The sequence below is a fragment of the Rivularia sp. UHCC 0363 genome (genome assembly GCF_034931125.1).
Taxonomy (GTDB): Bacteria; Cyanobacteriota; Cyanobacteriia; order Cyanobacteriales; family Nostocaceae; genus Rivularia.
On the sequence record NZ_JAYGHM010000003.1, the window covers coordinates 1 to 22,405 of the forward strand.

Annotated in this window: 18 protein-coding genes and 6 pseudogenes; 18 read left to right on the forward strand and 6 right to left on the reverse strand. The window is 36.6% G+C overall.

Translation table 11 applies throughout. The features are described from left to right. From VB797_RS02260 to VB797_RS02270, 3 genes are all read left to right on the forward strand, one after another. Window positions 1-666, forward strand: a 666-nt coding sequence (locus tag VB797_RS02260) for a WYL domain-containing protein (protein WP_323236001.1), incomplete at its 5' end; no start/stop codon positions are given. A 257-nt stretch (window positions 667-923) separates the two neighbouring features. Next, entirely contained in the window at window positions 924-1,271 is a 348-nt protein-coding gene (locus VB797_RS02265) for a hypothetical protein (protein ID WP_323236002.1), read from the forward strand. Between the two features lie 76 nt (window positions 1,272-1,347). Next, window positions 1,348-3,054 carry an ankyrin repeat domain-containing protein gene (locus VB797_RS02270; protein WP_323236003.1) on the forward strand — a complete coding sequence of 569 codons (1,707 nt, stop codon included), beginning with the start codon at window positions 1,348-1,350 and terminating at the stop codon, window positions 3,052-3,054. Between the two features lie 476 nt (window positions 3,055-3,530). Here the strand turns inward: VB797_RS02270 and VB797_RS02275 are convergent, their stop codons facing one another. Next, entirely contained in the window at window positions 3,531-3,938 is a 408-nt protein-coding gene (locus tag VB797_RS02275; RefSeq protein ID WP_323236004.1) for a hypothetical protein, read from the reverse strand. 23 nt (window positions 3,939-3,961) lie between these two features. On the opposite strand from VB797_RS02275, the gene VB797_RS02280 reads away from it, so the two are divergent. After that, window positions 3,962-4,129 carry a hypothetical protein gene (locus tag VB797_RS02280; RefSeq protein ID WP_323236005.1) on the forward strand — a complete coding sequence of 56 codons (168 nt, stop codon included), beginning with the start codon at window positions 3,962-3,964 and terminating at the stop codon, window positions 4,127-4,129. Between the two features lie 135 nt (window positions 4,130-4,264). On the opposite strand, the pseudogene VB797_RS02285 reads toward VB797_RS02280, so the two are convergent. The 4 genes and pseudogenes from VB797_RS02285 to VB797_RS02300 form a co-directional block, all read right to left on the reverse strand. After that, window positions 4,265-4,714: pseudogene (locus tag VB797_RS02285) on the reverse strand (nickel-dependent hydrogenase large subunit); the annotation flags it as partial. A 311-nt stretch (window positions 4,715-5,025) separates the two neighbouring features. After that, window positions 5,026-6,402, reverse strand: a complete 1,377-nt coding sequence (locus VB797_RS02290) for a site-specific integrase (RefSeq protein ID WP_323236006.1) — start codon at window positions 6,400-6,402, stop codon at window positions 5,026-5,028. A 108-nt stretch (window positions 6,403-6,510) separates the two neighbouring features. Further along, a pseudogene (locus tag VB797_RS02295) lies at window positions 6,511-6,609 on the reverse strand (nickel-dependent hydrogenase large subunit); the annotation flags it as partial. A 134-nt stretch (window positions 6,610-6,743) separates the two neighbouring features. Then, window positions 6,744-6,872 (reverse strand): annotated as a pseudogene (locus VB797_RS02300) (hydrogenase); the annotation flags it as partial. Window positions 6,873-6,929: 57 nt separating this feature from the next. Between VB797_RS02300 and xisF the strand changes: the two are divergent. The 4 genes and pseudogenes from xisF to VB797_RS02320 all read left to right on the forward strand — a co-directional run bounded on the left by xisF (window position 6,930) and on the right by VB797_RS02320 (window position 12,080). Beyond that, complete coding sequence (gene xisF / locus VB797_RS02305; RefSeq protein ID WP_323236007.1) at window positions 6,930-8,246, forward strand: fdxN element excision recombinase XisF; 1,317 nt, start codon at window positions 6,930-6,932, stop codon at window positions 8,244-8,246. Between the two features lie 126 nt (window positions 8,247-8,372). Then, window positions 8,373-8,592, forward strand: a pseudogene (locus tag VB797_RS02310) (hypothetical protein); the annotation flags it as partial. A 337-nt stretch (window positions 8,593-8,929) separates the two neighbouring features. Continuing rightward, window positions 8,930-10,372 carry a hypothetical protein gene (locus VB797_RS02315; protein WP_323236008.1) on the forward strand — a complete coding sequence of 481 codons (1,443 nt, stop codon included), beginning with the start codon at window positions 8,930-8,932 and terminating at the stop codon, window positions 10,370-10,372. Between the two features lie 130 nt (window positions 10,373-10,502). Continuing rightward, window positions 10,503-12,080 (forward strand): CHAT domain-containing protein, encoded by a 1,578-nt coding sequence (locus VB797_RS02320; protein WP_323236009.1) that lies wholly within the window; start codon window positions 10,503-10,505, stop codon window positions 12,078-12,080. On the opposite strand, the gene VB797_RS02325 is transcribed toward VB797_RS02320, so the two are convergent. Continuing rightward, window positions 12,061-12,978 (reverse strand): c-type heme family protein, encoded by a 918-nt coding sequence (locus VB797_RS02325; protein WP_323236010.1) that lies wholly within the window; start codon window positions 12,976-12,978, stop codon window positions 12,061-12,063. The genes VB797_RS02320 and VB797_RS02325 overlap by 20 nt on opposite strands. Window positions 12,979-13,248: 270 nt before the next feature. Here VB797_RS02325 and VB797_RS02330 point away from each other — a divergent pair, with 270 nt between their 5' ends. The 10 genes and pseudogenes from VB797_RS02330 (at window position 13,249) to VB797_RS02375 (ending at window position 22,358) form a co-directional block, all read left to right on the forward strand. Next, window positions 13,249-14,334: a DUF1822 family protein gene (locus VB797_RS02330; protein ID WP_323236011.1), complete on the forward strand. Its 1,086-nt coding sequence runs from the start codon at window positions 13,249-13,251 to the stop codon at window positions 14,332-14,334. A gap of 329 nt (window positions 14,335-14,663) precedes the next feature. Next, window positions 14,664-15,701: a cyanophycinase gene (locus VB797_RS02335; RefSeq protein WP_323236012.1), complete on the forward strand. Its 1,038-nt coding sequence runs from the start codon at window positions 14,664-14,666 to the stop codon at window positions 15,699-15,701. Window positions 15,702-16,015: 314 nt separating this feature from the next. Further along, window positions 16,016-16,246 carry a WD40 repeat domain-containing protein gene (locus VB797_RS02340; protein WP_323236013.1) on the forward strand — a complete coding sequence of 77 codons (231 nt, stop codon included), beginning with the start codon at window positions 16,016-16,018 and terminating at the stop codon, window positions 16,244-16,246. Between the two features lie 163 nt (window positions 16,247-16,409). Continuing rightward, a pseudogene (locus VB797_RS02345) lies at window positions 16,410-17,081 on the forward strand (cytochrome c oxidase subunit I); the annotation flags it as partial. Window positions 17,082-17,206: 125 nt separating this feature from the next. Beyond that, on the forward strand, window positions 17,207-18,604 hold the full coding sequence (locus VB797_RS02350) for a site-specific integrase (RefSeq protein WP_323236014.1): 1,398 nt from the start codon (window positions 17,207-17,209) through the stop codon (window positions 18,602-18,604). A gap of 274 nt (window positions 18,605-18,878) precedes the next feature. After that, a pseudogene (locus VB797_RS02355) lies at window positions 18,879-19,622 on the forward strand (cytochrome c oxidase subunit I); the annotation flags it as partial. A gap of 167 nt (window positions 19,623-19,789) precedes the next feature. Beyond that, window positions 19,790-20,380 carry a heme-copper oxidase subunit III gene (locus VB797_RS02360; protein WP_323236015.1) on the forward strand — a complete coding sequence of 197 codons (591 nt, stop codon included), beginning with the start codon at window positions 19,790-19,792 and terminating at the stop codon, window positions 20,378-20,380. 199 nt (window positions 20,381-20,579) lie between these two features. Next, on the forward strand, window positions 20,580-21,065 hold the full coding sequence (locus VB797_RS02365; RefSeq protein WP_323236016.1) for a hypothetical protein: 486 nt from the start codon (window positions 20,580-20,582) through the stop codon (window positions 21,063-21,065). A 91-nt stretch (window positions 21,066-21,156) separates the two neighbouring features. Beyond that, complete coding sequence (locus VB797_RS02370) at window positions 21,157-21,768, forward strand: cupin (protein WP_323236017.1); 612 nt, start codon at window positions 21,157-21,159, stop codon at window positions 21,766-21,768. Between the two features lie 149 nt (window positions 21,769-21,917). After that, entirely contained in the window at window positions 21,918-22,358 is a 441-nt protein-coding gene (locus tag VB797_RS02375; protein WP_323236018.1) for an ArsC/Spx/MgsR family protein, read from the forward strand. The last annotated feature ends 47 nt before the right edge of the window (window positions 22,359-22,405 follow it).

Sequence of the window (22,405 nt, forward strand, 5' to 3'; positions counted from 1 at the left end):
GTTGAACCACAAGTCAAATTACTGGAATGGGCAATTCAAAGTAGTCAAAAAGTACAATTCAGTTATGAAACACGAAACGGTGAGAAGAGCGATAAGCCTTCGGCATGGCTTCGCGATCGCACACTCACCCCAATTAGCTTCAAGACAGTTGGACAAACCTTATGTTTACAGGGCTACTGCTATTTAAGAAGCGCTAAAAGAAACTTTGCGATCATTCGTATGCGGGATATTAAAATTATCTCTGCAAACCAAGCAAATTATCAAAAGGTGATTTCTGATGAGGTGATAACACCACCCGATGTCCAGGTAATAGTAAGTCCTGCATCACAAATTCCGTTACCTGAACTTACTCAAAAAAAGAAGTATGAGCAGGTGACTTCTAAGGAGTTAACAACACCACCCGATGTCCAGATAGAAGCAAGTCCTATATCACAATCTCCGTTACCCGAAGTTACCAAAACAAAGAATACGGAAACTCAAGTCAAGCAACGTCCTTATTTAAAATACCGTACCAATGAACTTGAAACAATCGCTGCTTCAAAATGGGATAATACAGAAGTTTTGAACAAGATTCATTACGAGTTAGAGTTTCGCTCTCGAACAAAAGCCCTCGGTCTGCGTCAACGTATCACAACCAGATTAACTGAAATTTTTGAAAGTCTGTAAGAAAAACGATCGCTTTACATTCACCAATCTTTAAACGGACATCACAAGTGAAAAACCAAATTGCGATCGCAGTTATTCATGTAATTCAATATACTAAGTAAACTCCGGCAACTAAATGATTAAGTAGAGAGTCTTACTTATCTAAATTAAAAGAAATAGGGAGTAGGCAATAAAGCAAAGGGTCACAGTTATTTTATATTTGGTGGTGTAAAAAGGTGTAATGTATATTTTTTTTAATCAACACTTTGTAATTACCCATGAGTAAGAATATCAAAGCAGTTTTGATCGCAATGTTGATATTTACCTCAACATTCTCAACTTATATTTTATGCGGAAAATTTCCGTATACGGGAGCGCAAACTTTAATAGGAATAACCGAAGGAGCGGATATCAACGTCCCGTACAATCACAAATACGGTATTTTAGGATATGCATTTGCCAGAAACTATTATAAAAATGGAGAAATTACTGAAAGTCGTATCGAATACTTCAGTGCGATCCGATTTACATTCTCTGTGTTCCTGACAATCGGAGTTTGGAGAATAGCTGCGTTAATAATTTATAAATCTTCTATAGGAAATAAAGTAATCACAAATGGTCGCTAAATTTAACTACAAATTATCTAATTATCTGTTCAAGATTATTTCCCTGATTTCCCTGACTACCTTGGGAATGGGAACAATGGTAACAATGCCACTTGCTGTTGAATCTGCTACACCAAAGAAAGTTTCTAATATCTCTCCTTTTTGTAAAACCCTATCGGAGAAATTTACTCCCTTCGGTGCTGCTCCCGATTTATTAGTAGCTTTAGGTAAAGCAATAGATAAAGGGGGTAATTTGAATCAACCCTGCGACGTATTTGGTGAAAAGTGGCTACCACTCAACTTGTTACTGTCCACAGATGAAGCACTTGCTCAGCGTTTGCTCGAACGTGGAGTAGATGTAAATGCTAAGGACGGGAAGGGAGATACCCCACTACATTATCTCGGAGCATCGACAAAAAATGCGCGATCGCTCTTAGCAAGAGGAGCCAAGGTTAATGTCCGTAACCAAAATGGTGACACCCCACTCCACAATATTTTTGGGCAGAAAACGGCTGCTACAATCAAACTTTTGCTCGATCGGGGTGCTAAAGTCAATGCTAGAAATCAAGCGCAAATGACACCGCTCCATTTTGCTAGGAAAGCTGATATTACCGAGCTATTAATTCGTCGTGGTGCGGATATAAATGCTCGTAGTACTCAGAACTGGACACCACTGCACTACGGAATATCGAATTTAGAAGTTGCCAAGAAACTGATCCAAGCGGGAGCGGATTTAACTATTCAAAATCGTAATGGGGGTGTGATTCACTCTCAGAGCATGGAACCATCTGTACTACAACTCCTGCTCGACCGGGGGGTTGATGTCAATTTACGCAATCCCCAAGGACAAACCCCACTCCACGTGCATCGTTTCCAACCCGCTTTAGTAAAATTGCTTCTGGCTCGAAAAGCAAAAGTTAATTTGCAAGATGCTCAAGGTAAAACTCCTTTGTATGATGTGAATCTGGAAGTAGCTCAATTACTGGTTGCAGCTAATGCAGACTTAAATATTCAAGATAATTTAGGTAGAACACCTTTACATCAAGCAGTACTGGAGGAACAAAGTTTCTTTGGACCGGAATTGGTAACACTATTTCTCAGTAAAAATGCTAGGGTTGACCTCAGAGATAAGCAAGGAAAGACGGCTCTAGACTTGGCTCGGCAACTGAATAAGACCCAAATCATTAATTTGCTAGAACGGTATATTGCCGCCCAAAAATCTAGTAGTAACGGAGCAAATTCATCCAGCGCGATCGCCCAACTCCAACAACTCCTCAACTCCCAAAACTGGAAGGCTGCCGACCAAGAAACCCGTCGCTTATTATCACCGCAAAAAGACCCCTACGGACCAAATCCCGCGACTATTTCCTTAGAACTAATTAGAGAGATTGATCGAGCTTGGTTAGCTGCTAGTGGTGGAAAATTTGGTTTCAGCGTTCAAGCCAAGATTTGGCAAAAGGCAATCGCAACTCATCCGAAGAATTCCGAAGCTGCTGCTAATGCCTTTCGCGATCGCGTCGGATGGAAACTCATAGTTCCTCGCACTGAAAACGATTTCATCAGCAGCGACTGGCTTAATGAATCCGAACTTAATTATTCGCTGCAAGCTCCCTTGGGACACTTACCTTGGGCTGGTGTTTCTGATGCAGGGGTGCAATCAGTGGCAGTTCCTCCTCCTGGGGAACACTGCGGTAGCTGTAGCGTTGATGCAATGTTGCTAAGATATGGGCGATTTTATACATACCTTCCTCAACTTTTTGCACGGGTTCAAAAGGCGCTGAATACTTCTGTACCCAAAACTTAATTTTAGGGATACGTAGAAACGTAGTAGTCGATTGCATTAAATTTGACGGGTTTGGGGAAGCAGGGGGAGAAGAGAATTTTAGATATTTACGATACACCCCGCAGAACTAATGAACAGGACTAGTAGAAACTTACACTGAAAGAAATACGATTCGCATCACAAATATCAACATCTTAGGACTTAGGGAACATCAAGAAACAAATTACCCAATAAACAATTGTGGGTTGAGACGACAGTCCGTAACCCACCCTACAAATTGAAGATTTTTTAATTTATAAGTCCCTTACGCACTCATGATGAAAAACAAGGCTTTGCGTTAACGCAGCTAAGGTAATGACGTAAATACGTAGTCCATGCGGTAAGCTCTCTATTGCTTATACTGACAACAATTAAAACCAAAATAATTTTATTTGCGTATTTATATAGGGGAAAAACTGGCTTTTTATTTATATATAGAGAAAATAAATATACACCCCTTAATTAAGATTAAATCCTTTAGGTTCCGACAACCGAGCAACTTCAGAAAAACGCGAATACTTAACTATATCGCTAGGCGGAAATGCCGACACTGCAAGTAACCCAATATTTATATCCTCAAAATAAATTACGCCACCAATACGTCCGTCAACTTGGAAAGGTCCATGAAAAAACTTGTATTTTGCAATTTTAATCAATAAAAAGTTCGTAATCTTGATTTTATTGCCAAACATTTGCTGACAAGTTTTAGGGATAACAGCATTTAGGTATTTATTACGAGCAGGCTCACCCAAGCCAGTGAATTCCGCATGATCTGCAAAATGATCCATGTAAAAGTTCCAGATATTGGAAAGGTCTTTTTCACTGGTCAGTTTTTCCTTGAGTTCCTGCAATCGTTCGATTTTCATGGCGAATATGATGCGGCGAGCAGATGGCACTATTAAGAATTTACCACAGCGATCGCCATTTTCTAGAAGTTGAATTACTCCCTTTTCGGGTTTACGATCGCCGATTAAAAAAAACCGATGCTAACGCTCTTAGCGCTGAGGAAATTAAAAAGGAATTAGTAGTTAGGGAAAAATTAGGTAATGATTTATAAAATCAAATGACTATTAATTAAGAAGAATAAATGAATTTCAATTAATGGCGATCTGCTTGCAGCAGCGCTTCGCGATCGCCTAATTTAAGGAAAAGCCAGGGAATCATTATTGATAACTTCTCAAACCCCTATCACACAAAGAATTCCGCGATTTATTGCCATATAACTGCTGTGGGGCCATTGTCCACCGAATAAAGCGTAAATTTCCACGGGTTTACCAGAAATTGTGATTCCAATTTCATAAGACTTACCCGTAAACGGTGCAAAACGGCGACAAGCTTCTTGATAAAAATGGCTGTGTCGATACTTTTTATTCGTTAGATCGATCGCAAATAATCCATAGAAATAGCGGGGAATACTTTGTATAGTTTCGACAATCTGACCGATGTTTCTCGCCAAAATAGCATTGCGCGGAACTTCAGTTTTCCAAGCAGTATCCAAAGCCCAAGCCGCACTAGTTAAATGCGATGCTCCGCAAATACCGCAAACACGCGGTGTCACAATTAACCCGGACTGCGGGTCTTTACCGCGCAAAATAACTTCAAATCCGCGAAATAATTCCGCATGAGTCCAAGCGTTGACCACTTAGACTCATAATATAATAAAGCTTTCTATGCAATATATTTAAACTTAGAATAATCAAATGTTATCTAAATATTTACTATTTTTCATAACAGCGATCGCATAAAATTCAGTTGTAAAGCAAATTGAATTATTAAATCAGTTTACTAAAAACTTACTATTCTATATATAGAACTTACGCATAGGAAAGGAGAAATCAATAATTTGGGCTGGGCAGAAAAGCTCTCGGGCATGAAGAATCTAATAGGGTTCTGTGCGTGTGCTATGTCCTATCTATCTTCTGTAAGCCCACTGCTCCCAGATAAATGTGAGTTCTAAGGTTTGAACATTGCTAACTCAGTCTCTAGTTGAGCATTCCGCTTCTTTAGTTGAGTAATCTCGTATTTTAATCTATCAACTTCAGATAGTTGCTCAAAGGTTTGATCGAAAGCTTTACGTCTATTTTCTAAGCCAAACCACTGTTGATATACCTTAGTATGCATCTCGACTGAATGTCCTAAATTATCTGCTGATGCTTTTATTGGTACACCTTGCAAATGTGCGCGAATGGCACAAGCGTGACGTAGATCGTAAGGCGCGAATGGTATATCAGCTTTTTTAAAATTATTAGCAATTAATTTTGCTTTTAAATGTAACTGTCCAGGTGTTTCCCAATTGTTTAAAACTTTCTTAAAAGTAGTAATTAAGTCTGTATTTTTTATCTCAAACAATTCAACCCAATCGGGTACAAATGGTAAAACCTCCCTGTAACCAGTTTTGTTGTCCTTATGCACTTTAAATGTATTTTGAATATTTTCCTTAGAAAGTAACCAATCAAAATCTGGTTTGTTCAATATCTCCCTTGGACGTAAGCCGTAAATAGCCAACAACGAATAAGCTAACTTATAAGCCATCCAATTATCTTTATATTTTGGATTCTGTGGTGAGTGAAATTCATACCTATCTTGGAAGTTATTAACTAATTTAATAATTTCTATATCTAACGGAATGTTTCGTGGTTTTGATTCATGCTTAAGACATAAGTCAGATAGTACAACTTCTATTTTCAGCATTTTTGCAACCAAGGATATAACCCGTATTGCGTTACGCCTACCTAATGGCGCTTTAATTTCTAAAATTAAGTTTCTCATATTTTGTGAATTAATCACCTCATCAGAAAATAAGTGAGTCCTGTAAACTCCCAAATATCCGCGAATAGTCCCTTCACTTTTTAAAGTTTTTTTTCTAGTCTCAAAATATCGTTTCTCAAATTGCTCGTAAAATTCTCTAAACGTAATACCTTTATTTTTGGTTGCTTGCTTGCCCAAATATTTATCAGTCCAAACAAACATCTTACGAGCAATTAACCTACCCAACTCGTAAGATTCTTCCTCAGCAGTTTTTAATCCTTCAAAGTTAGCTGGAATTCCTAGACTAATCGTATACTGCTTTTTTTCTCTACCATCTTTTGATACATCATCAGGCTTTAAAGGAAGTGTAGCGCGTAATTGTATTCCCCCTTTATTAGCTTCTATTGAAACTTTGGTTTTGCTAGATCTTAGTCTCAGATTGACTTTGGTTAACTCCTCCTCAAACTTCATTTCGTAATGTTTCTTGGTTGCATCACTATTTATCTTACGTCCCATATAACTGCCGTCGGTTGTAGGAGGCGGTGTAAAATCGCCAAAAACTTTATCTTGTATCTCTTTCATTAGTTTACTAAATATTTACTAGTTTAACTAAAGTTCATTCTGAACTATCTAGTCAATAGAATTGTTATCAGTAAACAGTTTACGAGATATTAGATATCTAAGTCAATGCCAAGCGTTGACCACTTGTCCATCATCGATATCAACTCTGACATCTAAATCACCTTCAACTCTACCCAAAGGCGAAATGTCTAATGTTTGAATTCCCATAAGATTTTGGATTTTAGATTTTAGATTTTTGATTGAGAATTAGGAATTGGTAATGGGTAATGGGGAGAAGGATTAATAATTCCTAACTCACTACTTTTTACTCCTCACTCCTAACTATTACCAATTCCCAAATTTTAGACTGTAAAAAAGTCCTCTTCTGCCCAAGCTGGCATTGAGTCTTTTGCTGCCATTGTCAAGACTGCGTAATCTTTCTTATTAACTCCTGTGGGTAAATCTTTAGGAACCCCCATTACTGTTTGAGTTTACTGTATGGTGTGGTACTATTATTTTTATCCATAGAATAATCCTCAAATTCTAGAATGCGAATAGGATATGCCCGTGTATCAACTCGTCAGCAAGCAGATACAGAAGCGCTTGACCAGCAAATAAGCCGACTTGAAAAAGCTGGGGCCCAAAAAATTTTATATGATATCGAATCGGGCAGAAAGGATACTAGGAAAGACTTTAACCAAATAATTGTCTTAGCAAAGAATGGAGTAGCAACAGAAATAATTGTTACGCGGTTAGATCGACTTGGACGTAACGTAATTAGCATCCATAAAACATTAGAAATACTCCACAAGACGGGAGTTAAGTTAACTATTCTTGATTCTCCTCTAGGTGATACAAATTCCGCTTTCGGGTGGCTGACCATCAATAATATTGCGGGGTTAGCAGAATTTGAGAGTCGCTTGTTATCTGAACGTATTTCCCACGGGACTGATTACTATCGCTCCAATCTTAAGTATTTTGGAAAACCCCCATTTGGCTATACAAAGGATGTAGACGGTAAATGTATCCCTCACACAACTAAATGGTTAATAGCCAAGGAAATAATCGCCAAGCTTTACACCAATTCCTATAGCTCTATTTCCCGTTGGTTAGCGGAAAGTTTTGAAACCAAAATGTACCCTTCGAGCTTGCGTAATTGGCTGCATAATCCTGCTTTACGAGGACACACATTTTATAAATTGAAATCGGGGGAAATTGAACGGCATTACGGAACGCATCAGGCGTTAATATCAGAGCAAGATTATGAAGACTTATCAAAAATAACTGCTCACGTAAACAAAAAAGATCCCGCCAAATTTAAGCCTCACATACTTGCGGGAATATTCAAATGTGGCGTTTGCGGACACGCTATGACTAAAACTAAGGCAGCTCTTCAGTTTCAATGTGTCCAGTACAAGAAGTTTGGCAAAGCTGGATGCAGCAACGGCAAGACGATCGCGAAATCTATAGTCAAAACGGAAGTGGCAAAAGTTCTCATCCGATATGCTTCCGAAGTTGTGCGGGAAGTTAATCATCGAACCCAAACGGATATAGCAGTCGATAAAACATTAATCACATTACAACATCAACTGCAAACACTCCAGTCGCTTTCTAGTAACCCTGCGATCAATTTGGCGATCGCTGACTTAAAACAACAAATTAAAAATTACCAGCAACAAAATAATACTCGTGAATCCAAGACGGAAGACGATTATTTAATGTTACGCTCGTTTGCTCAAGCCGACTTTTGGGAATTGTTATCTGACACAGAATTTAAAGTTATCTGTTTACGTTTTCTCGAAACCGTTGTGTTCAATGGTGAGAGGGACATAGAAATTTGTTTACGGGAGATTTCTGTGCCATAGTTAATTGCTTTTTCTCGGATGCTTTGCCAAATATCTTTGTCTAACATTTAGTTTGTCCTGAAGCGCGTAATTTATTTTGGAGAGTTTCATCAATTAATTCTGCTCTTGACGAACACAGAGTGAGGTAAAACTTGGAAATTTAGCTTGATTCGGAGATTGTATGAATTAGGATTGGATATTCGTAACCTGTACCGATTTATAGATTGGGTTATGATTTTATCAAAAGCAAAAGAGAGCAGAATTTTAGGAAGAATTTAAGGAGTTTGAAGAGGAGCGAACTATGAGTTACATTACTACAGGTGAGCGTATTGGTTACGAGCGTGGGAAACAAGAAGGTAAGAGCGATCGCAGTTCTTCTTCCCCCGATCGCTTACAACAACATCTCAAAAAATGCTCTGATGTTTGCGTATAACTGTTAATTTGCATCGTTGCATTAGCGCGATTGCGGATTTCTCAATGTAGTATCAAAATATGCAAAATAATTAATGCATTACATAGATTTCCCAGAAATTGTTGATGCAATTAAATTTGTTCAGATAATCTTAATGATTGACGCTTGCTTAATTGTAAAAAATAATATCAAACTATATATGTAGAGCCTGCATAAATATTGTCTGTTAACACCCATATATATAGTGTAGAGTCGTTTAAAAAAGATTATCAGCGTGGATGGCGCAGTAACTATGAATACCTCATCAAGATATTGGAAAATTTGGCGAATTAATCCTGCGGCTGAAAATTTAGGGTATAAACAAATTCCAGTAACTATTGCTCAAGAATTTGCAAATAATCAAGTTTGTGATATTGAAAGTCATCACGCTCAAAATGTTTTGTTATCGTGTTTTAATGCTGAATCTGAAGTAGACCGGCTTAATAATGCTTTAGCAGGTCTTTGTCTTAGATGCTATGTTTCCGAGCCGATATTAAAGGAATGTAAAAAAATAGCTTCTTTATTTAGTGGTGATAAGCAATTTACTTATCGGGATTTATTGCCGCTTGTTCTTAACGATGATGGACAAAAACTAATTGTTTTAGACCAAGATGGAAAAACACAACTTATGGTAGATGACGATTGTCAAATTAAACCATCAAGTTATAAGTTGTTTTCGATGACGGTGTTGCAAACATTTAATGCCGATCTGCAATCTCGGATGAGCTTAGATAATTGGGCGCATTTGCAAACAAAACAGAATCCCGAGTTAAAGAAGTTTTTATCAGACTTTGGTTTTAATCATTTAAGCGATTGGGCTTTATTAAATAGAACTCGGAGCAAACAACTCGAACGGTTATCAGCGCAAGAACGCTATGTTATCAAAGCTTTTCATGCTGTTTACCGTCGAGACAGACAGCAACAAGATAACAAGGGGGCGAAAAAATGCCCCGATCCAACTACTGCTCAATTGCAAGAAATGTTAGTTTACTTACGTCAGTATCAGGTTTCGATTAATACTCCCGTACAGTTGTTCAAAGAACTCAAGCAAATAGCCGTACAGCTAAGAAAGTATGATATTTGGAGTTCTAGGGAATCCTTGGATATGTACGATGTGGAAAGCGGTACCTATGTACCCAGACAGGATTTACCGACTTCATCCCTTGATTCAGTGACTGTAGAACAGCAAGAGTTTTCACAGTTTTTACATGAGCATCTTGATGCAACTCTGACTCAAACAATCAAGCAAGAAGTCGAAGCTAATATTCAAAAATTACAAAAAAGTAAAAAATATGCGCCTTTTGCTCAAAAATATATTCAAGGATTGGAATTATACTATCATTCGGCAATGTCTTTAAAAGAAATTACCCCTGAGTTGGGAATGACAAGTTGGGATCAAGCAAGACGAATTTTAAATCCTGGAGAACTTTTATTAAAAGTACGGACTAAAACTTTAGAGCAGATGTTAGAAAGTATTTTGAAGTTAGCAGCAGCAAAAGGTTTAACTAAAATTCCACCAGAACCCAATTATTTAATCGCTTTAACAGAACAAATTGAATATTATATTGATGGAGAAATATTCCAACAAGCTGCTGAAGAAATTAGAGCCGGAAAAAATCGGAATATGAGTAGTGTATACGCTAAAGCGATTTGTTCTTACATTCTTGAATGTACCTCAAACTGTGTTATGGGGTAATTTTTATGATGATTAATTGTTTTTTATAACTATCTATCCATTGATAGATGCATTTAAATATAGATATAATCTACAATTAACCAATTTGTATGAGATTATGCTTTAGAATTGCATAATTTAACGGTGTTAAATGAACAAAGCAGTTCTGATCAATTTCGGAAGTGGCGACTTAAACACCGGCTTTCCTAGAGTTACGGTACAGCTATGGGTAAGTGGCTATTCTCGACCCCAACAATTTGTTGGTAGCTTACCTGCTGCTCCAATGTTGGCAGAACTATACAGACATTGGCAATCAATTTATACTCACATTTGTTCTAGGTCAATTAGTGCCAAAGAATTCCGCAAAGCACCAGAAGCTGAATCTGTAGATGATGATGAAATAGAAATTGAAACCGAAGGCATTACTAATATTTCCCAAGTTAATTTTGATGAAGTTTGCCAAAATTTGCAACAAAATCTGAATGCATGGTTGAATACGCCGAATTTTTCTAGTATCGAAGCAAGAGCGCGATCGCAACTTGATCGAGAATCAGAAATCCAGGTGACGCTGGAAACGAATGATGACTTATTGCGTCGCTTACCTTGGCACTGTTGGCAGTTTTTTGCAGATTATCCTGCATCTGAATTAGCGCTTTCTCAACCTGAATATATCCGTCAAGTACAAAAGCAGCAGGAAACAGAAAAAGTCAGAATTTTAGCTGTTTTAGGTAGTACAAAAGGAATTGATTTAACAACAGAGCAAAATTTTTTAGAGAATTTAAACCAAGCACGAACAAAGTTTTTGGTTAATCCTTCGCAGTCAGAATTAAATCAAGAATTACTCAATCCCGAAGGTTGGGAAATATTATTTTTTGCCGGTCATAGTCAAACTGAAGGCGAAACTGGGAGAATTTATATTAATGAGAATAGGACAAATAATAGTTTAACAATTGAGCAGTTGCAAGCATCTTTGAAAACTGCGATCGCGAATGGCTTAAAGTTGGCAATTTTTAATTCCTGCGATGGTTTAGGATTGGCAAATACTTTAGAGAAATTACATATTCCGACGATCATTATCATGCGCGAACCAGTACCGAATCGAGTAGCGCAAGAGTTTTTTAAGTATTTTCTGGGTGCATTTGCTGTTTCTCATTTATCTTTATACTTATCTGTAAGACAAGCGCGGGAGCAATTACTTGTAATTGAAGACGACTTTCCCGGAGCTTCTTGGTTGCCAGCAATTTGTCAAAATCCTGCTGTAGAGCCACCTAACTGGTTAAATATTGCTAAACCCGTGCGTTTAGTGCTTTCTTCAGAACAAATATATGCATTAGAAAGTATTTTGCTTGACTTAATTGGACCGATCGCTCCTACTTTAGTTAAGAATATATCAACCCAGGTAAGTAATTTTGATGACTTAGTTGAGCGATTATTTACTCGTTTATCTGTCACCCAAAAAATTGAGTTCCAAAGACAAATTGATTTACTTTTAGCACAACCAGAAGCTTTAGAAGATGAAAATAAAATAATTGATCGAGAATTTATTCGTATATGCGAGCAAATATTAGCTGAAATAATTGGACCCATAGCGCCAATTTTGATTGAAGAAGCGTTAAATTTGGATCGTCAAAGCAAAACTGCATTTGTGGAAACTTTAGCTTCAGAAATTGCCGATCCCTTACTGCGTCTTGAATTTCAACAGCGTATTTCTAACCTTGCTGCTGATTGAGCATATCCATCGCAATCAACAAACTTGCTCTCATCCGCTCAAAAGCGATCGCTAATAATCCAATTTCATCTTTGGAGTTTTCTTGAAAGTTATTGCTCATGTCACCCGTACTGATCGCATTAGCAGTGTTGGCAATATTTCTAATTCGCACAATCACAACTTTTTTCAACAGGAAGTTAATTAGTAATATTACTGTAATGAAAATACCAATTACTACACTCATCATTTTAAAAAAAGAGCGCCTCGCATTATTAAATACTTCCTCAGAAGGAACATAGACAATTTGAGTTGCGACAATATCATTCAACTTCCAGCCAAAACCCCGTTCACCATAGGTAGCAACTAAACTTTTGGGGGCAATATTTGGATAGGAGTGACACTCAAGACATCGCTGTTCTTTGACAACAAACGGACGAGCGGTATAAAATTTTTTGCCATTTTCAGTTGAACGAAAACCAGTAAGTTCCGGAAGTTCTGGTTGTAACTTAAACTTCTCGACTAATTCAGTTTCAAAATCGTTTGCTTGGTCTTTCGGATTGGTAGGATTGAGAGTTGCATCTTTATAATAAAAGTCTTTATAGTCAGCATTTTCACTAAGATATCGGGAAACTTCTCTAACCGAAAAAGTTGGAATTGCTTCGGGAATAAATCGTGGAGCAGTTGCTAACTGAGATTGTAGCAGTGGGTTAACGTGGTCTTGGGTATAGAGTCTTAATGAATTCATCGTTGTCATCAATAATTCTGCTTGAATCGAAATCTCGTGTTGCGCTCCTTGATAAAGTACATTTGATAGCGTTACACCGCTTAAAATTATCCCAACTAGAAATGCCAGAATTAAAAGAGTGTTGAATTTAGCATTAATCTTGATATTATGAAAGCGAGTATTTAATTTAGCCATAGCAATTGCGACTCCCGCTGATGATTTATGTATTTAGAGCGGTTAGGAGCTTTAAATATCTGATTGCTTGTTCTCTATATCTTCTCGATTGTATTTTAATTTGAACTCAGTAAACAAGATTTTAAATAATCAAGCTATGCAATGATAGTGCATATGTTAGACGACTTGGCATTTAGATCAAATTTGGTGGATCAAACTTAGAGGAATAGCTATAAACTGCATAAGCTTTGTTTACTTACATCTATTTACTTACATAAGCGAGGTAAAATCATGCCTAATTCAATTTATTCTCAAGATTTAAGACTTTTGTTACCAGAAACCGTCTGGTTGGAACCCGAACATTTTTCATTGGCAAATCAGATTAGTTCTTTAGAAATGACTAATACGGCTGATTCTTGGCAAACTTACCTTAACACATTAGCACTACTTGCCTTGGAAGTTTGGTTAGGGGAGCGTTTACCGGATAAAGTAATTTTGAGGGATACCAATTCTATTGCCACTGCGGGTAATCTTAAAGTTGATGAGTATAAATTTTGTGCGATCGCAACCGAAAATTTGCTTTCGGAGATTGTCGCTATACCGCAATTAATCGCAAATCCTGTTGATTCTGCTCATTTTTACGTATTAATTGAGGTATTGGAAGAACAGGAAGAAGTTGTAATTAGAGGATTTTTACCTCACAAGAAATTAATTGAGGTTAAAAGTAGTTTAGAATTGCCCATTAGCGACGGTTGTTATCAAGTACCGTTGAGTTTATTTGATGTTGAGCCAAATCATTTATTACTCTATCAGCGTTACGTGGAAGCATCGGAATTTGCTGTACCTGTAGCTGAAAATCAAGTTACTCAAGTCAGCGAAAATATCTCAAATTTATTACATTTAACCACGACTAAATTAAGTCAATGGTTCCAAGGGGTAGTTAATGAAGGTTGGCAAGTAATAGATTCTATGTCTAACCCAGAATTAAGTTTAGCTTTTAGTACCAGAAATGTTGATAAAAATACCAAAAGAGCAAAGATTATTGATTTAGGAATAGATTTAGGCAATAAAAAAGTCGCTTTGCTGCTAAATATATCTCCTGAGACATCTTCTCTTGATTCTAATATTAATAATCGTGAAAACCAAGATAAGATTAGCGTTTTAGCTCAGTTATATCCAATGGGTGGAGATAAATTTTTACCCCATAGCATGAAAATTATTTTGCTGTCTAAAACGGGTAAAGTTCTCCAAGAAGTTACTTCCAGAGTTCAAGATAATTATATCCAATTAAGACCTTTCAAAGGTGAATCAGGGAAAAAATTTAGCATTCAAATAATCTGGGGAAATATCAGTATTGAAGAAAAGTTTGAATTCTAATTGAAATTATCAAATGTTAATGTTTATAAATTGGTTATAGATTATAACATTATTGCAGCATCTCTTTGATTCCATCTGTTTCATGACAAAGAGATACTATTACTTATATAAAAAATATAAATATTAGCATAAATAACTAAAGTCTGGAAAACATATAGAACTCTCAGGTAATTTTTATCGGTGCAGCCTAGGTTTAGGCATAGCTGAGCTACCCCTTGGAAACATGAATCAAACCGGATTTTTATATAAAATAATATTATTATCAGATAATTCTTATTAGATTGTACTATTAAAAAGCATGAGTAAAAATTAATTGGTTTAATTGGTTTATGGCGACAAAATTTTCAGATTTCAGACGAGCAGATGATAGCAATAACTTTGAATATTTTTTAGAAGATGGAAAGGTTAATAGCTCTTCTGCAAAACCCGCTATTCTTTTGATTGGTGGTGCAGAAAAAGGGAAAGTAGGGGAAGATGCGGCAACTAAATGGTTTCTAGAACAAGCTAATCGCGGAGATTATTTAGTTTTACGCTGCGGTGGGGTTGGTAGACAAGCTCAGTGGATTGTAGATAATTATCGAGATTTTATTAATTCTGCGGCAGAACTTTCTATTGATAGTAGAGAAGCAGCGAATAACCCAGAAGTGGTGCAATATATTAGAGATGCTGATGCTGTGTATTTTGCTGGTGGAGATCAAAAAAAATACGAAGATTGCTGGGAAGGAACAGCTACAGAAGATGCAATTAATTACTTAATTAATCATAAAAAAGTTCCTATAGGTGGAACTAGCGCTGGGATGGCAATTTTAGGAGATTATTATTATGCTCCTTCAAAGCAAGGGTTACTAAGTTCAGAAATTTTAAATGACCCTTTTCATTCTAATACTCTTGATATTTATCGCAGTAATTTTCTTCAAATTCCTTATCTGAAAAATGTAATTACTGACACCCATTTAGATAGACGTAATGAGAATCATCCGGAAACAAGATATGGCAGAATTTTCGGATTAATGGCTCGAATTATGGTGGTCGAAAATCATCCGGTTTATGGTATTGGTTTAGAAGAAGGTGCCTTTGTAGCCATTGATGAAAACGGCATTGCTCAAGTTTTTGGTAATGATTCAGATGGGGGACAAGATGCCTATTTTTTGCAGACTAATGGTGCAGTACCAGAACAAATCAAACCGGATTCGCCCTTGATTTGGGATAATAATGGACGAGCGGTTAAAGTTTATAAAATTCAAGGAACCCCGCAAGGAAGTGGTTCATTTGACCTTAATAATTGGTTAGATGCTTCTGGAGGAACTTGGGAATATTGGTTTACCACAGGTGGTGATTCTGGTTTTCGACAAGAACGAATTCGCTAAGCCGAGAAAATTTTACAAATATTAACTCGTAATTAATAATTCTTAATTAATGCTCCCTAAATTTTATTTAGGGGGCATATTTTTGATTGTGTTTAGAACTAGGTCAAATAGGATTAAAAATAAAAGCACCCATAAATAATTAGGGTCGTTGGGAATAGAAAACAAGAACAAAAATTGGCGTTGCTGATTAAAAGTATGAATAGCCCCCCATTATTGGGGGATTTAGGGGACTCCGTAAGAACGCAATAATAAATTCATATTTCAATTCAGCAACGCCCAAAAATTACCTATATCTCTCTGCAATTCTTATCTCTGTGTCCTCTGCGCCTCTGCGGTTTTTTTCCTTCAATAATCTTCTACTAATAATAATAAATCATGCATCAGCCCATAGAAAATTCCGGAATCGAACAACCGTTGAAACCGGGCAATATTTGCAAACCATAACAGGTCATACATCGGGTATCCAATCCCTCGCTTTTAGCCCAGATGGAACCCTTTTAGCCAGCGGTAGCAACGATAAAACCGTACATAGACTTAGGAATTAAAGCGGCGATCGCCAAACCATTTAGCCCCTTAACGTTAGCACAAGAAATTTCACAAATTCTCGGATGGAACAGTGAGCAGTACAAGACAAACATTTATGAAGGACATCCTTCTGAAAATAGAGACCATTAACTATTCTAAAAAACACGGCATCTATAAAGCTATATCTTTTTGTGGATTGTTCCTAGTGCAATTGGTGGCTTTGGTAACTATTTAATACCGTTGATGGTCGGTGCTAGGGATATGGCTTTCCCGAAGCTGAATGCTGTAGCCTTTTGGTTGAATCCAGTCGCCGGAGCTTTGGTTTTAGGTAGTTTCTTCTTCGGTGGTTCTCAGTCAGGTTGGACAGCCTATCCACCCTTAAGTTTGGTAACGGCGAATACGGCTCAAAGTATGTGGATTCTCGCCATTGTATTGGTGGGAAGTTCTTCAATTTTGGGTTCGCTGAACTTTGTTGTTACCATCTGGAAGATGAAAGTTCCTTCGATGAAGTGGGATGAATTACCTTTATTTTGTTGGGCAATTTTAGCTACTTCATTATTAGCGCTTGTTTCTACACCCGTACTAGCTGCTGGTTTAGTATTGCTGTTGTTTGATATTAACTTCGGTACTTCCTTCTTCAAACCAGATCAAGGCGGAAACGTAGTTATTTACCAGCATTTATTTTGGTTTTATTCCCATCCGGCAGTTTATTTAATGATTCTGCCCATCTTCGGGATTCTTTCCGAAGTGATTCCAGTTCACGCACGTAAACCAATCTTTGGATATAAAGCGATCGCCTATTCTAGTTTGGCGATTTGTGTTGTGGGCTTATTTGTGTGGGTTCATCATATGTTTCCTATTGACTTGAATTGATTAAAAAACGTAAATTGTTGCTAGGCATACTTTGTAACTAATAAGCATTGTTTGCTTTGAACGTTTTTTAAGTAAAAATTTAAGGAATAATTAGGGAATAAGTCAAAATGAAAGCAGACATCTACCAAGAAGCATTTAAAGACTTTGAGTCATCAGCAACAACAGACGGTAGCTACTTAGGTATAAACAAAGTAGCCAAAGAACAAGAAGCACATATGAAAATGAAAGTAGAAGAAAAAATAATAGAAGCTAATTTACGACTTAAGGAAATTAAAGCAAAGGTTTCCTTGACAATGAAAGGTAATGCGATACAGTTACGAGCTACACTACCGCTTAAGCCAGGTGACACCAATACAAAAGGTAGACAAACAAAGCAGTATCAAATATCGCTTAATATTCCGGCAAACTTAGATGGATTAAAAACAGCAGAAGAAGAAGCTTATGAATTAAGCCGATTAATTTCAAGAAAGTGTTTTGAGTGGAATGATAAATATCTCGGATGTAAGGCTGCTAAAAGTATTAATATTACTTTTGGAGAGATATATGAGCAATTTGAAGATATCTTTTTTAAGTCAAGAAAACGAGATATAAAAAGCGAACATACTTTAAGTGAATATAAAAAAGTATTTAAAAGAGAGTTTCCATTTAATTTAATTGTGAATAAAAGCAATGTAGAAATCTCACTAAAAAATATTGATTCAAGTAGTAAAAGATTTCAGGCAATAAAAGTAGCTAGTATTATTTGTAAATACTTAGAAATAGATATTGACTTTAAAACATTCAAGCTTCCTATTAAAGTAAACAAAAGAGATATACCTCAAGATAAAATGATTGTCGATGGATTTTATGCTTTTGAAAAATACTACGAATTAAATAAACACAAAAAAAATCCTTATTGGAATACTTATAAAATATATAAATTGGCTTACGGTTTAATAGCGACTTATGGATTGCGCCCTAGAGAAGTCTTTAATCAACCCGATATTGATTGGTTTATAAGTGAAGATAATATCGATAATACTTGGAAAGTTCATAATGACAATAAAACCGGAGCCAGAGAAGTATTACCATTTATACCAGAATGGATTGAAGTATTCGATTTAAAAAATAAGCAGTCACTTGAAATGCTTAAACAAAGAAGTTGCAAAGTAACAATTTTTTCACAGTTAACTATTATAGTAGATAAAAATTCTCAATGGTTTAAAAGAATTGGTTTAGCATTTAAACCTTACGATTTACGTCATGCTTGTGCGATCAGAGCGCATTTACAAGGTATACCAATTAAAGCAGCAGCGGATAATTTAGGGCATTCTATAGAAATGCATACAAAGGTTTATCAGAAATGGTTTTCATTAGAAAATCGTAAAAAAGCGATGAAAATAGCTTTAAATGAAAAAGAAGAATTGGAAATAGTTAGAGAAAAAAATATTTATTTGCAAAATCAAGTAAAATCTCTGACTTTAGAACTAGAAAAGTATAAGATAGTAGATTTGGTTACAGAATAAACTAAAAGCTGATTATTAATTTCAAAAAAAACTTGAAAGTAATGAATAATTATTTTCAAGTTTTTTTATTTATGTTTAGACAAACTTAATTTATTTATCCAAAAAATATATATTAATGATATTACAAGTTTTTTAAGGAAGAAATAGTGAATAAATTATCAAACAATCACCTCAATTCAATATTATTTTAGTGATTTGAATATTTATTTAAGGAATATATAGAGAATGATAGTTAAGAGAAAGGTTAAAGTGTTGTTTAACAAGAGTTTCGATTGTTCATCATATGTTTACCAGCGGAACCCCCGGATGGATGCGAATGTTTTTTACCATCTCCACACTTATAGTTGCGGTTCCTACGGGAATCAAAATATTTAGTTGGGTGGCGACTCTGTGGCAGGCGAAAATCCGCTATACCAGCGCGATGCTATTTGCGATCGGCTTGTTGATGATGTTCGTTTTGGGTGGTATTGGTGGCGTTACTTTGGGTACAGCACCATTTGACGGACACGTCCACGATACTTATTATGTAGTTGCACATTTCCACTACGTCTTATTCGGTGGTTCCGTATTTGGTATTTACGCAGCGATTTACCATTGGTTCCCTAAAATGACCGGAAGGATGATGAATGAAACCTTGGGTAAAATTCACTTTGTGCTTACCTTCATCGGCACCAACTTAACCTTTTTACCCATGCACGAACTGGGTTTACAAGGAATGCCGCGTCGAGTTGCCATGTACGATCCGCAATTTGAAGCTATCAATGTAATTTGTACTTACGGTGCTTATCTATTGGCAGTATCAGTAATTCCTTTTACAGTCAATATTCTTTGGAGTTGGAATTTTGGAGCAAAAGCCGGTGACAATCCTTGGAATGCTTTGACATTGGAATGGACAACCACTTCTCCACCTGCGATTGAAAACTGGGAAGAATTACCTGTTGTAACTCACGGCCCTTACGATTACGGTGTGGTAACAGAAGGTGAACCTTTGAAACCGATAACAGAAGTTACTGCTTAATCAGGTCAAAGGTTAGAGGTTAAAGGTCAAAGGTTGAATTGTAGTGCGGTAGCGCAGCGTGTCCGTAAGGACATGCATCTTGCTCGCTGATGTTTAAAACAAGCATCTTGCTCGCACTACATAAGTTCAAGCACAATCTAAAATCCAAAATTTAATAGGGGATTATTATGGCGATCGCGACAGAAAAAGCTCCAGCCCATCACGAAGAACACGCCGATTTACGAGTTGTGGGATTAATCACTTTCCTAATCTCAGAATCTTTAATGTTTGGCGGATTTTTCGCTACTTACTTGTTCTATCGTGGCACGACTGCAACTTGGCCTCCTGAAGGAACCGAAGTAGAGTTACTATTACCAACTATCAACACCATCATTCTAGTTTCCAGCAGTTTCGTGATTCACTTCGGGGATTCTGCGATTAAAAAGAATGACGTAAAAGGAATGCGGAAATGGTACAAGATTACTGCATTCATGGGAATAATTTTCTTACTAGGTCAGGTTTATGAGTATCTGACTTTAGGTTACGGAATGAATAGTAATTTATTCTCCAACTGTTTCTACTTAATGACAGGATTCCACGGTTTACACGTCTTTATCGGAGTCTTGTTAATTTTAGGTGTATTGTGGCGTTCCCGTCGTGCAGGACATTACAACGAACACAAACACACCGGAATCGAAATGGCAGAAATCTACTGGCACTTTGTAGATATCATTTGGATTGTTTTGTTTACACTGCTTTATGTTCTGACTAAATTTTAAATTGGGGATTGGGAATTGGGAATTGGGAATTGGTAATTGGTAATTGGTAATTGGGGATTGGGAATTGGGAATTGGGAATTGGGAATAATCAGGGAGCAAGATAGCGGACACTACAAAGTTTTGATAACTCCTATTTCTCCCCATCCCCCCATCACCCCATCTCCCTATCCCCCCATCCCCCACCCACACTAAAAAAACCATGCAAGACACAGAAAAATTCTCCTGGTTCGAGGTACCTGAAGATGTCAAACAGCTATTAAAATTAGCGGCGGACAATTGGGAAAATACCTCAGAATCCGAAAAATACATTAATCAAGCGTTAGCTAAAACAGGAGATAATATAGATGTTTTAATAGCAGCTTATAGATATTTTTATTACAAACAAAATTATCAAATGGCGCTAGATACAGCAGAAAAAGTCCAAGCTAAAGTTAAACAAGCTGAAAGATTACCTGATGAATGGGAAAAATTAAAACCAATATTAATTAAGCGCAAAGAAGAACAAATAATTCGACTATATTTAAATTCTTATGCTGCGACAGGATTAATTTTAGCTATATTAGGAAAGGAAGAAGCAGCCAAAGAAATATGTAATAAAGTAAAAGAAATAGACGACAAAAACGACTTTGGTGCGGGAATATTACTTGATGTATTAACACGTCCGCCAGAGGAAGATGATGAATAAATAGTTAAGAGTTAGGAATTAAGAGTTATAAGTTAAGATGAGTTATATAATATTTAATATTCTTTCCTGATAACTATTCACTGATTTAATTATGGAAGGAAAAGACTGGCTTGTAACCGCAGATGGTGAATATCAAGCTTGTAAATCTCTAAGAGCATGGGATTTAATTACTGAAAATTATCGTCTTTATCGGTTTCTTACCGAATTAGAAGATGTGAGTAGAAAATCATCAGATGAAAGCGTTTATCTAGCAGGAATTAGGCAACTAGTAAGACGATTGCTGGTTAATTCCTATTGGATAAAAACTCAACATCCCGAACCCGATTCTAAAACGGGAACTTCTGTTAAACTTTTATATGATGAGTTGGGTTTTCCTTTTACAGTTCAAACTGTTACCTTTACAAAAGGAACGCAATCCAATATTCATAATCACGGGATTTGGGGAATCGTCGCGATATTAAAAGGACAAGAAAAGAATATTATTTGGAAGCGAAATCCTACCGCAGAACATCCGAATAAAATAGAACCCGCAGCAGAAATTATCTTAAATCCTGGAGATATTGTTAGTTTCGCACCTGGGGCAATTCATAGTGTAGAAGCAATGAGTGACGAACCAACCGTAACTTTTAATTTATACGGCGAAACTAGATCGAAAGAACGTTTTGCATTTGATACGGTTCGTCATACTGCGAAGAATTTTTGATGATAGTTGTGGTTTTTTAACAACTAACTAGATTCCAACAAAAAATGGTGCGTTACGGCATTATTTAAATAGCAATGTTTAATTCAAAATTATTCGTGCCGTAACACACCCTACAACTGGTAACTGTTCACTGATACGGAGTTTCTATCATGGCAAAGGTAATATTTTACGAGAAAACTGGCTGTCGAAATAATACTAAACAAAAAACTCTATTAACCGCAGCCGGACATCAAGTTGAAGCCCATAATATCTTAGAAGAAAAATGGACTAAAGAGCGTTTGCTGTGGTTTTTCAACAATCGTCCTGTAGCAGAATGGTTTAACCGTTCATCACCTAGAATTAAGTCTGGTGAAATAAACCCCGAACAAGTAGATGCGGAAACTGCTTTAAATTTAATGCTGGAGGAACCCTTACTTATTCGTCGTCCTTTAATTCAAGTTGGTTATCGCGGTGAAGTCGGTTTCGATACCCAAGTTATTGAAAGTTGGATTGGTTTAACACCTAAAGATGAGGCTTTACAAGAAGTCAGTCAAAAGTTGATGAGCCAAGATTTACAAGGTTGCGCTCATAAGCACGAGCATCATCATTGATGTTGGGGAATTGGTAAATTCTTGTTTTCAAGTTTGGAATTTAGGAG